The 11312-nt window shown below is 49.2% G+C and carries 9 protein-coding genes; all 9 read right to left on the reverse strand.

Features of this window, described 5'->3' with window-relative positions:
- Positions 1–4 precede the first annotated feature (4 nt).
- The 9 genes from GJR95_RS30805 to GJR95_RS30845 all read right to left on the reverse strand — a co-directional run bounded on the left by GJR95_RS30805 (position 5) and on the right by GJR95_RS30845 (position 11301).
- Positions 5–607 carry an HD domain-containing protein gene (locus GJR95_RS30805; protein WP_162389515.1) on the reverse strand — a complete coding sequence of 201 codons (603 nt, stop codon included), beginning with the start codon at positions 605–607 and terminating at the stop codon, positions 5–7.
- 81 nt (positions 608–688) lie between these two features.
- Positions 689–1735 (reverse strand): adenylate/guanylate cyclase domain-containing protein, encoded by a 1047-nt coding sequence (locus GJR95_RS30810; protein WP_162389516.1) that lies wholly within the window; start codon positions 1733–1735, stop codon positions 689–691.
- A complete protein-coding gene (locus tag GJR95_RS30815) occupies positions 1732–2112 on the reverse strand; it encodes a response regulator (protein ID WP_162389517.1) in 381 nt (126 codons plus the stop codon). The genes GJR95_RS30810 and GJR95_RS30815 overlap by 4 nt, the downstream gene beginning before the upstream one ends.
- A gap of 18 nt (positions 2113–2130) precedes the next feature.
- The gene (locus tag GJR95_RS30820; protein ID WP_162389518.1) at positions 2131–3525 is read right to left on the reverse strand and encodes an ATP-binding protein; all 1395 of its coding nucleotides are present in this window, start codon (positions 3523–3525) and stop codon (positions 2131–2133) included.
- A gap of 297 nt (positions 3526–3822) precedes the next feature.
- On the reverse strand, positions 3823–5391 hold the full coding sequence (locus GJR95_RS30825) for a glycoside hydrolase family 43 protein (protein ID WP_162389519.1): 1569 nt from the start codon (positions 5389–5391) through the stop codon (positions 3823–3825).
- Positions 5392–5394: 3 nt separating this feature from the next.
- On the reverse strand, positions 5395–6678 hold the full coding sequence (locus GJR95_RS30830) for a glycoside hydrolase family 71/99-like protein (RefSeq protein ID WP_162389520.1): 1284 nt from the start codon (positions 6676–6678) through the stop codon (positions 5395–5397).
- Between the two features lie 69 nt (positions 6679–6747).
- Entirely contained in the window at positions 6748–8112 is a 1365-nt protein-coding gene (locus tag GJR95_RS30835) for an enolase C-terminal domain-like protein (RefSeq protein WP_198424756.1), read from the reverse strand.
- Positions 8113–8168: 56 nt separating this feature from the next.
- Positions 8169–9167, reverse strand: coding sequence for a hypothetical protein (locus GJR95_RS30840; protein ID WP_232540912.1), 999 nt, complete (start codon positions 9165–9167; stop codon positions 8169–8171).
- Positions 9168–9180: 13 nt separating this feature from the next.
- Positions 9181–11301: an outer membrane protein assembly factor BamB family protein gene (locus GJR95_RS30845; protein ID WP_449618983.1), complete on the reverse strand. Its 2121-nt coding sequence runs from the start codon at positions 11299–11301 to the stop codon at positions 9181–9183.
- Between the last annotated feature and the right edge of the window lie 11 nt (positions 11302–11312).

Here is an 11312-nt window from a genome sequence, read left to right on the forward strand (position 1 = left end):
TCACTTAATTGGCCAGGTTCGCTTCTGTTTCGACAATCGCTCGCAATTTATCGAGCCATTGCTGCTTGGTAGTCTGACGCCAGGCAATAGCAGTCGTTGTCCAATAGTGGTGTTTTTCCAGAAACTGAACCTGTATGCGGTTCCAGACCGGCTTGCTGACCACCAGATTCCGGGCCTGGAGTTCCTGAAAAAGCGAATCCGCAATGGGCTCGAAGTCGTCGCGACCAAGATAATCGAGATCGGCATCGCATATAATTCGCTCTAGGTGGGTGAGAGGTGTTTGTGGAATTCGGGTGGCCATTATCATTCCATAAATAATCTCGATCTGCTGGGGCAGGTAATTATAACGCGGCAGAACCTCCCTGGCAATCAGGCCTCCTTTTTCTTCATGACCCTGATAAGTAGTTAGAAAACCGGCATCGTGAAAACAGGCCGCTGTATGCAGCAACTCGACGGACTCTTCGTCATCAATTCCTTCTGCTTCGGCCAGGCGACGGGCCGCCTGAACTACGTCCAGTGTGTGATGAACACCATGATAATAGAGTGTTGGCGACAGGTTTGTCTTCAACTGATGCAGGATGTAGTGTTCGGCAGCCTGGTAGTTCATAGAATAGCCGTTTTCCTGAATGATCGATACCGTAGTTGGTCACAAAGCTAGGGTTAACTTCATACAAAGTGTAACCTTTAACTAAGCCAGTACTTCGTAGATAGTAACGGGGTTGGCTTTGTTTTTCAGGTTTACTTCGCCAACTCGTTCGCACTGAAACGATTCCTTAATAAGCTGATAGGTAGACTCGTTGATTAAAATCTGATTGGGTTTGGCAACTGACTGAAGCCGCTGTGCCAGATTGACCGTGTCGCCGATAACCGTATAATCCAGCCGCCGGAGCGATGCCGAACCAATATTGCCAGAAACCATCTCTCCCGTGTTAATACCCGTAGAAACACTAGGCTGAAATTGAATTCCTTCAGATAGCTGAGCCTGATTGGTCTGGATCTGTTGCCGCACAGCCAGAGCCGCATCAATGGCACGGTCGAGGTGGTGAGTTCCCCGGAAAACAGCCATTACGGCATCACCCATAAACTTGTCGACGTAGCCGCCCTGAGCGATGACTCCTTTCACGATCTGGTCGAAATACGTATTCAGTAAGTTAACTACCTGATCGGGAGGTAGCTTTTCGGAGATTGCAGTGAAACCACAGATATCAAAAAAAACGACCGTGGCCTCAACGATTTCGCTCACTAATAAGCTATTTTCGAACTCGGGCCGGGCCATAAAGTTGATCACCGTTTCGTCTACGTACATTTTCAGGATATTGTTTTCCTGAATGGCACGAAGCGTTTCGCGTACCTGCGCGACATAGGTTATCGTTTTTTCGATCGTTATTTCCAGATCGGAAAAATCAACCGGTTTCATGACAAAATCGAATGCCCCCCGGTTCATGGCAGTGCGGATGTTATTCATATCACCGTAGGCCGATACCACAACTGCCTTCAAAATCGCATTCAGTGCCGGAAGTTTTGTCAGCAGCGTAAGCCCATCCATAATAGGCATGTTAAGATCGCTCAAAACGATCTCTACATCAGGGTGTTCTGCTATTTTAGTTAGGGCTTCCTGACCATTGCTGGCGAAGATAAATTCATACGCATTCTCACGAATTTTACGTCTGAACTTCTGTTTGATCAGCAATTCGAGGTCAGTCTCGTCATCGACCACCAATATTTTTGTACTCATAACGGATTCAACTGGCTGAGTTTATTTTTCAACTCGGCAAAATCGATTGGTTTGGTTAAAAAATCATCGGCTCCATCGCGTATGGCCTGATCATGGTTCTGTTGGTCGCCGTAGGCCGTGATCATCATGACGATGGGTGATGGAACGACGGGACTCTTCCGAATTCGGCGCAACAGTTCCAGACCACTCATGCCGGGCATATTGATATCGGACAGGATCAGGACCGCTTCGGTTCCTTTCTGTGCTAAATAAGCCAGGGCAGATTCGCCCGAGTTGGCGAATGTAAATGTCATAGTGCCGCTTCGGATTTCCCGTCTGAACCGTTGCTCAAACAGTGGCTGAATATCCGTTTCGTCATCGACCACTAATATCTTCATGTAAGGCGATTTTATGATCTAAGATACGCTGATTCCGTCAGATGCCGGTAGAGTAATCACAAATTCGGCAAACTCGTTTTCACTTGTGTTGACGGTAAGTGTGCCATTATGTCCCTTGGTAATGATGTCATACGAAAGGGATAACCCCAATCCAGTACCTTCTCCGGTTGGTTTAGTCGTAAAAAAAGGTTGATAGATTTTATCAAGAACCTCCTGCGGAATACCGAGCCCATTGTCTCTGACCCGAATCTCGATCTGATCAGAAAGGCGTTTCGTACTAACCTGTACCAGCGGCATATAATCGGCTGGCCCGATTTTTCGTTTTTTCTTTTCCGAAACAGAATAAAAGGCGTTGTTGAACAGATTGAGCAACACCCGGCCCATTTCTTGCCCGGCAGCCATTATCTTATCGGCTTTAGGGTCGAATTGAGTAACTAATTCGGCATTGAACTCTTTGTCCTTCGCACGTAATCCATGATAGGACAACCGCAGAAATTCATCACAGAGCGCATTGATATCGATGAGTTGACGTTCATCGGTGCTACTCCGCGAGTGTTGGAGCATGGCCTTCACAATGGCATCGGCCCGGCGACCATGATGATTGATTTTCTGTTGACTGAGGGTCAGGTTATCGGCTAAATCGAGAATGTAATCTTTGTCTATTTCGGGTTTTGCCAATTCTTCCTTGAGCTCATCGACCAATTCGACGGATACTTCGGCAAAGTTGTTGACAAAGTTCAGCGGGTTCTGAATCTCGTGAGCTATACCGGCTGTAAGCTCGCCCAGTGACGCCATTTTTTCGGACTGAATGAGCTGATTCTGTGCGGCCTGTAAATGGACAAGCGCTTGCTGTAGTTCTTCCTTTTGGCCCATCAGTTCTGCCGTACGGGCCTGCACAAGTTGTTCAAGGTCAGCGTTCTGCGCTTCGATCATCCGGGTACGTTCGGCTTCTGCTTCCTGCTTTAACCGATCGGCCTCTAGTGTCTTTTTCTGATTCCGGGCAATAATAACGAACGTAAATAACCAGATACTGGCAAATATCTTCGACGAATCAATCAAATCACCGTATTGTTTGGCGAATGAGGGTACGATACTTTCCAGCAGTGTGGAAACTAAAAAGCAGAACATAAACGGGATGACTGCCAATAATATCGTTCGGGCCGGGCGATAGGAGCGCATCAAAAATAGAGCGACAACTATTCCGCTAAACGTGATAAAAAGATACCAATCACTTAAATGGCTATCCTTGATCGAAAACAATTGTCCGATGACAAGAAAAACAATAAAAACCAGCCAGCTTTGCTTCAGCACATTATCCCACTGGGGAAGGTAGGTGGCTGTATTCATAAATCGACGAAACCACCGCACAACCAGAAAGGCAATTACGATACTTATGACAATGCTACCATCCATAGGGAATTGAAGTTGAGTACGATAAGGTTCTTATGGGGTTAGATTACGCAAAATAATACTATTATTAACGTGAGCTATGAATTAGCAAATAAACACCATAGACCCAGCATCCTGAAAATAAGCGTGCTTAACCTCAGCCCCATCGTTTTTACCTGCGATTTTCAAGGCTGGGTTATAAGTATACACGACTTTCGCCAAAAGTCGTGCCACGGTTACTAGTGATGTAAAACTCACTACGAACCGTGCGGTTGTGAGGTGCCTGGCGATAATCCGTAAAGTCTAGTTAGTCTTATCGGCTTAGTTGTATTGCATCGCCAGCGACTGAATCCGGCTACTGCCTTTCTGTTCGCCCGAAACACTAATGCCTATGCGTGGTGCCCGGTCCCAACGGGGTAAAAATGAGCCATTTGGCTGATTGTCAACCTGAAGCTGATTCATAGAGCCTCCTTTGGTTGCCCAGCCGAATTCATAAGACGATCCTGAATGGCTTCGGATCTGTAGCCGAATAGGGGACGTGTTCTCCGGAATTGGCTGTGTTTTCAATACCGAACGAACCCCCTCCTTGATTTGCCAGAGTTCGAGCGAGCCTTTGCGAACCCCCAGACCCAGCGCATTACTGGCGTCGCCATACAGGCATAAGCTTTGAACCAAATCGGCTTGTGGATTGATGTCGGCAGAGAAGGTGTATGTCCCTTTTTTTATAACCAGACCCAGAAAACTGCCCGATTTACCGGGAGTCGCATTGGTCAATTGTAACTGTCCATCCCCGATAGTAAATACGGGTTTAGGAAGACTTACATCCCATACCCAGGGAACATCAGCCGTATTTTTGCCAAAATCAATGACCAGATCCGTGTTCATTTTCTGCAAACGGGCCGTCGGTGATTTTGCTTCGGTAGGTGTAGCGGTTCCGTTCAGAAACGAAGGCCAAAGGGTCTTTTCATCCCAAACCAACTCGCTTAGTACGCCCTGCCGCCCGGTGTAGGTAAAATCGACGCCATTGTAGGCGTGATGCAAATAGAAATAACGATTGTCTGGTGTCGTTACGACCGTTCCGTGACCAGGGCATTTCCAGCTATCGTTACTAACCAATACGGGATTGCCGGTGTATTTTTCCCAGGGGCCCAGAAGTCGTTCGGCGCGGGCCAGACCCACCTGATAATTGCACTGCGCACCACAACACGCATTGCCCGAATAAGTCATGTAATAATAGCGTCCTCGTTTGACGATTGCCTGCCCTTCGGCTCCGCCAGCTTCCCAGGTATTTCGATCCGCCTTCAGGAGTGTAACTGCTTTCCCGGTTACTTTATACCCATCGGGAGCCAATTCGGCACCGAGGATTTCGATGTCTTTTCCTTTGTCGAGACCGTAAGCTTTCCAGGTTATGTACAATTTGCCGCCATCCTCGAGCACGAATGCATCAATGGCTTCCGTAGTCCATTCGATCAGTAATCCGTGGTCTGTGAATCCCTTACGAAGGTCACGGGTAGAAGCCACACCAATATACGAACGTTTGTCTGACTTACGGCGGGCCGTATAGTAGCAATAAAATGTACCATTCCGATAAAAAAGCTCCGGTGCCCAATAGCTACCCATTGTCCAATCGGGCAGGTTTTTAAAAACGGGTCCTACATAGTCCCAGTTGACCAGATCCTTTGAGGTGTAAATCGGATAAGCCGGTCCCCATTCCGACGATGTGCCAGCCGCGTAATAGGTATCGCCAACGCGAATAACCGATGGGTCGGCAAAATCACCGGCAATGACCGGATTGCGATACGTGGCACCTGATCCGGGTGCCCGACCCGATTGCGCACTGCATCGTAGGGTCATCAATAACAGTATCGCAATGGTCAGGGTAAATTTCATGAGCTACTTTTTTCTGAATGGTTTTTGCTGATTGTATCCTTTGTTTTTATGAAACCAATTGGCTGCCTGCCCTGTGAGCCATAGATAATAATCCGCATCCAGATCAGCTTCAATGCCCACAAAGTTACCATTGCCATTCAAAGGTAGTTCATCTTCTTTTTTTGTTTTAAAAATAGCCGTTCCCTCATCGACCTCATCGAACATGGCCACGTAAAGGCTTTGAGCGCCAGCCTGCTTTGCGCCAGCGACTTGTTGCCACAGGAAATCGCCCTTTAGTCGCGGAATCTGATTATAGACCGCAGGATTATTTTTTAAATTTCCCCAACTGAATCCCGGAAAAACAAGCGGTACATAATCGACCGAATGGGTTTTGCACCAGGCTATGTCATCGGCCAGGGTATTGACGGCGACAGTTGCGTACGTACTGGCATTGTACCGACCGACGGCCCAGGGCATAATAATGTCGGCGCTTTTGATGAGCGGGTGGAGCGATTCAGATGGTTCAGTGTCTTTTGTCATTGTCCGCCAGTAATACGGCACGCCCAGCAGAATCGAGGTTTTCTTCGTAGGGCCTTTTATCGAATCAACCAGGGTTTGGATGTCGGCAATGGTGTAGTTGCGGTTATCATTGAAACCAACACCCCAGATGGCCAAAAGCGGTTTCCCATTGTGGTGCAGGTAGGTCGGATTTTCTTTCGTATCGAACAGAGCGAAACGTTGCTGCAGCTCATTCCAGTCACTCACTAACAGAGCCATGTCGGCAGAGGTTGAGCCGCTTAGGTCGTACATAATGCACACAGCGCGCTTGTACTTTTTTGCCGCTTTGAGCGCATTGGCCAGGACTTTGTTGAAATGACGTTTCCCTTTCTCGGTTTTTATTTCGGACAGAAACCGCTGCATAAACACTCCGTCTATACCATAGTCTTTCATCCACCTGAAGTGTAGATCGACGCTGGTTTCGTCGTAGGGACTATACACATAAGCGGGGCTGCCATTGGCGTATTGAAATGCCGTTTTATAGGTTGTTGGATAGTCCTTCACATCGGGCCAGAAGTCGATGGAAGCAAAACCCGGTTCGAACCTGCCCTTTTTCTGGTAGTGATGCCATCCTCGGTTCGATTCGTCTCCCTGCGCAGCAAACCAACCCTGATAGCCAGCCATAACCAGGCCTTTGTAGCTGGTGAATAGACTGCTACTCTCTTTATTGTTCACTTTAACTTGCTGACTTCTAGCGTCAATCGCAATTAGTGAAAAAAGAAACAGGATAAAGAAAGGCTGTGTTTTCATTCGGTTAGGTGCCTGCCGAAAGTTTCGATCTTTCGGCAGGCATTCCGGAAAAAGATCCAATACGATCGATTACGGCTTCAAAATCGTGCCATCACTCTTGCGAACCGTCCAGCGCGATTTGGTGCCGATCGGATATTTGGCCGCTTCCTTTTCGTTGATGTCGATGCCCAGTCCCGGCGACTCACTGACATGGTAATACCCATTTTTGATTGTAGGACAACCGGGGAAAACCTCCTTCACCTTATCATTGAACATCTGCGACTCCTGGATTCCGAAATTCCACACAGCAATATCGATGCTGTTGTTGGCCGCATGACCTACGGGCGAGGTGTCTCCTGGGCCATGCCAGGCCGTTCGAACATTAAACCACTCGCCCAGTCGAGCCACCTTCATGGCCGGTGTGATGCCCCCAATCTGCGAAATATGAATGCGGATGAAGTCGAAGAGCTGGTTAGCCATTGGCTCTTTGAACTCGTTCACATTGTTGAATAACTCACCCATTGCAATCGGTACTGATGTGGTGGCGCGGAGTTGCTTAAACCAACCCATGTTTTCCGGTGAAAATGGGTCTTCGATAAAGTAAGGCCGGTATTCTTCCAGACCTTTAATCATGTTGATGGCATCGATGGGCTCGGTCAGTTCGTGCATGTCGTGCAGGAGCTGGATGTCTTCACCGCATCGTTTTCGCACGATATCAAACATTTTAGGAACACGTTTCAAATAAGTCCGCTGGTCCGAGAAATCGTCGGTTTCGCGGGCAAAGCCAGCCGCTTTGAAATCTGGTTTGATATCGGCCATTGCACCAACGCCACCATAACCGCCCTGCTGAATGCGGATGTGCCGGAAACCCATCTCCATGAATTGCTGCACCTTATCGGCCACCGCTTCGGGGGTTGGCCCGCTGGCATGCGTATATGTATCCACCGCAAAGCGGGCTTTGCCGCCCAGAAGCTGATAGACGGGCATATTTGCTCGTTTTCCTTTAATATCCCACAAAGCTTGATCGAGGCCCGAGAGCGCATTGTTAAGGTCTGGCCCGTTGCGCCAGTAGGAACTTACATAGGCCGATTGCCACATATCTTCAATGTTATCGACATCCTTGCCGACGCAAAATTCATTGAGGTAGACGTTGATCGCGGGCACGACGACGAGTGCCCGCTGGGTGAAGGTAGCGCATCCTAGCCCATAGAGGCCGGGTTCGGAGGTTTCTACCTTGACAATGACCAGATTGGGACCTCCGGGTGCTGTGGTGATAGCCCGAACGCTTTTGATGGTAACGGGAGCCATTCCTTTGGCGTAGGCAGGAGTCGTACGATTTTCAGCTCTGGCTTTAGGGCTATCGAAGAGGCCGAAGATTCCGGCAGTTGAGCCGAGTCCCAGCATTTTAAGGGCGTTCCGGCGACTGGATTCTGATTGTAGGTCTGGGTTTTTCATAGCAGGTTTTCGTGATTTTAAAGGCAAAAGTTTGTTCAGGTTGTTTGACTACTGTTTTATTTGGTGTAATACTGATAGGCAATCTGCCAGCTAAATGACTTGCCCGGTTCTACTTTAATATCGATATAAGGCTCCGGGCATACAGTGGTTGACGATGACCAGAAGACTAATCGGGTAATATCCCGATCGCCGGTCACTTTCACGCCGGCTCCTGTTTTGGTATTATCGACATTGATGGCATAGCGGACCGGTTTGCCTGCCGCCAGATCGGGGAAGTAAGCCTGTTCGCGTTTGCCTAAATCACGCAGATAGACAAGCTGATTGCCCTGAAGATTGACGACCTCACCAACTCCTTTTCCGCCTTCTGCCGACAGACTGGCAATCGGGAACGTAACCGAATACGTCGGGCCGGTAGGTTGCTGATCGATCACGAAAAAATTGTGGTCGTAGGCCGTTGTCTCAATCGCGCGGGTCCCTGTGTTTTTCAGCGTATGCGTTATCACCAACTCGGGTTTGCCTTTGGTCAGCTTCAGCGTTTTCTGGTAGGTATACCCATAGTTGCTATCGGTCAGGGTATGCGTAAACTGTACCTGATCTTCTTTCTTTTTCACCGACCAGCTACCCGGATTGGCAATTGCGTATGTTTTGAAGGAATTGTAGGGCTTTTCGTCGGGCCGGGTGAGACCGCCGATTCCGATTTTAACGAATGTTTCGCCCGCTTTTGCATCGGTATAGCCTAACGGGCCAAACTCTTCGACCGGGCCAATAATAGCGTCGTGCGTTGTTGGATTGTAGTTGTCGAACCACTTGCCATGATACGTATGCCCCTTGTAGTCGAGGGTGGCCACAACGCCCGACCAGTCGAAGCGAGTACCCCGGTAATACCCATTCTCCGCATCGGGCAAATAAAGTTTCGCGCGAACAAGGCCGTTTGTGATATCGGCTTCCGGCACCTCCAGGGCAGGTTTCATGCTGATGGTTAAGCTTGCCAGCAGGATAAATAACGAGCCAAGGAGCGAATGGGTGAAAAGGCGTTCTTTGCTTGTCAAAATCATGACTGTTTTATCGTTATTTAAGCGCAAATGCGACATAATTTCCTCCTGCTTTCTGACCTCTGCCACCACCAGCGGCAATAACCACATACTGTTTCCCATTGACTTCGTAGGTGATCGGCGTAGCAAAACCACCCGCTGGCAGTTGATATTCCCAGACAACCTTACCCGTTTTTTTATCGAAAGCGCGGATTCTTTCGTCTTTGGTGCCCGCAATAAATACGAGTCCGCCCGCCGTGGCCAGTGGGCCGCCATAACTATCTGTTCCCGTAATCGGAACACCTTTTTTCGTCAGTTCGGGGTATTCGCCCAACGGAACCCGCCAGAGGTAATTTCCAGTGTTTAAGTCGATGGCGTTCAGCGTGCCCCAGGGTGGTTTAATACCCGGATACCCATCCTTATCGGTAAAGCGCTGCCAGACCTTGCTCACATAGGCCGGTACGTAGGGAAAGCCATTTTTATTGGTTGCCGCGGGAGCGGCAGATGGCGTGCTGGCCACTTTTGCCGTAACCGTCTCCGTGTTTAGCAGAAATCCGACGAGCGCATCACGGTCTTTTTCAGACAGGTGCTGGAAGGATGGCATTCGACCGCTCCCCGTTTTCAAAATGGCTTTAATCTCGTCCGAAGAGCGTTTCTTGCCAATATCGATCAGTGAAGGAAGTTCGGGACCGCTTCCGCGCCGATCCTGCCCGTGGCAGGCGGCACAATTGGCCGTATAGAGCGCGTTACCAGCCGTAATTGGTATATTTTGCTTACTCAGACTTGCCCGTTCGGTCATGATCAGCTCCCAGGGTTCTTCATTGACATTTTGGTACAGAATACCACTGGGGTCGATAGCGTTGCCACCCCATTCGGCACCACCGCTATAGCCAAAAAGCAAGGTGCCACTCGTGCTCGGCGGGGCAAACTTATTGTCGGTGCGAATTTTTAGAAAACGCTCCTTTACGTAGGTGTGTGCCTCCGGCGAAATGTTTGTAATGTCGGCTTCAGTATATACCTGTCGGGACAAGGGGAGGGGTTTGAGCGGGAATTTCTGGGTGGGCCAGGGGTGTTCGCCCGGTAAACCATTGACCGGAACCTTACGCTCTTCAACCGGAAATAACGACGTTCCTTTGTCGCGATCCAGTACGTAAACCAGGCCATCTTTGGTAGACTGTACCAAGGCATCGACGCTTTTTCCGTTCCGTTTCAGCGTGATGAGGTTTGGTGGGCTGGGATGGTCGCGATCCCACAGATCGTGGTGAATGGTTTGATAATACCACTTCATTTTGCCGGTTTCTGCGTCCAGCGCCATAATGCAGTTGGCGAACAGGTTCTGACCTTTGCGCTCACCACCATAAAAGTCAGAAGCGGGCGAGCCTGTGCCAAAATAAACGACTCCGCGCTTTTCATCAAGCGACATACCGCTCCAGTTGTTGGTTGCGCCAATTTTCTTGTAAGCCTCTGGTGGCCAGGTATCATAACCAAGCTCTCCGGGCTGAGGAATGGTATGGAAAACCCATTTTAATTTACCCGACAATACATCGAAAGCCCGCACATGGCCGGGAGCCGCATCGCCGGATTCGGATACACTTGAACCGATGATGAATGTATTTCGATAAACAATTCCGGGCGATGTGGCATTTACGGAAAGCTTACTTACATCATGATCCATGTTGGTTTGCAATCCTTCATGCAGATCTGATTTCCCATTCGTGCCGAAGCTGGGAATGCCCTGCCCGTTTTCAGCGTTGACTGCATACAGGCTCGATCCAACGGTGTAGAGTATACGTTTGTCGTTGCCTGACTCCCAGTAAACGACGCCCCGGTTTGAATTCAGCCGGTCTGATTTAGCCGGTTCAAACTTCCAGAGTTGCTCGCCCGTTCCGGCTTTCAGTGCAAATAATTTAAGCTCGGGCGTGGTTCCATACAGAACACCATTGACCACAATGGGCTGACACTGAATGGCCCTGTCTCTCCGCCGACCAGGGTTGTTGGGGTCTGGTTTTTCGGAGGCATCGTACATCCAGGCAACTTGTAGGTCGGTAACGTTTTTGGTGTTGATCTGGGTGAGTGGCGAATACCGATTGCCTGCTTTATTACCACCATAATTGGGCCAATCACGACCGGCGGGCAACTCCCCATCCCGTTGTTGCATGCTATAGATCA

Origin of the sequence: Spirosoma endbachense (assembly GCF_010233585.1) — a bacterium.
Classification (GTDB): Bacteria; Bacteroidota; Bacteroidia; order Cytophagales; family Spirosomataceae; genus Spirosoma; species Spirosoma endbachense.